Here is a 318-nt window from a genome sequence, read left to right on the forward strand (position 1 = left end):
CTAACGTGTTTGTATAAGGCTTGTGGCTGCCTTTGTTTGCGTGTTGTATCGGAATTAAAGATAGCATTTTTTTAAAAGGCTAGAGTAGGAGTTATAACAAAACTAGCCATTGGCCTTATACGTTGTTACCTACAGTGGTTTTATTTATTTGTTTTCGTTCACTCTTTTTAGATTTTGTGAAAAGAAATCTTTGTTTTCTGCGGAAGTTACGAGTTTGATAAATCCACCAAATTATTTTAGTTTTTTTCCTTTTTGGAGCAAACGAAGTTTTATCCGAATCGCTAAAATTTTGATGAATTTTTCCTTTAATTTTTTTCA

At 31.4% G+C, this 318-nt stretch carries 1 protein-coding gene; it reads right to left on the bottom strand.

Annotated features, from left to right (window positions below; genetic code table 11):
* Window positions 1-115 precede the first annotated feature (115 nt).
* Window positions 116-318: hypothetical protein (locus ACY2RU_RS17865; protein ID WP_490139844.1), on the bottom strand; the 203-nt coding region annotated here is incomplete at its 5' end.

It is taken from the genome of Ulvibacter sp. 2305UL32-6, from assembly GCF_058148545.1.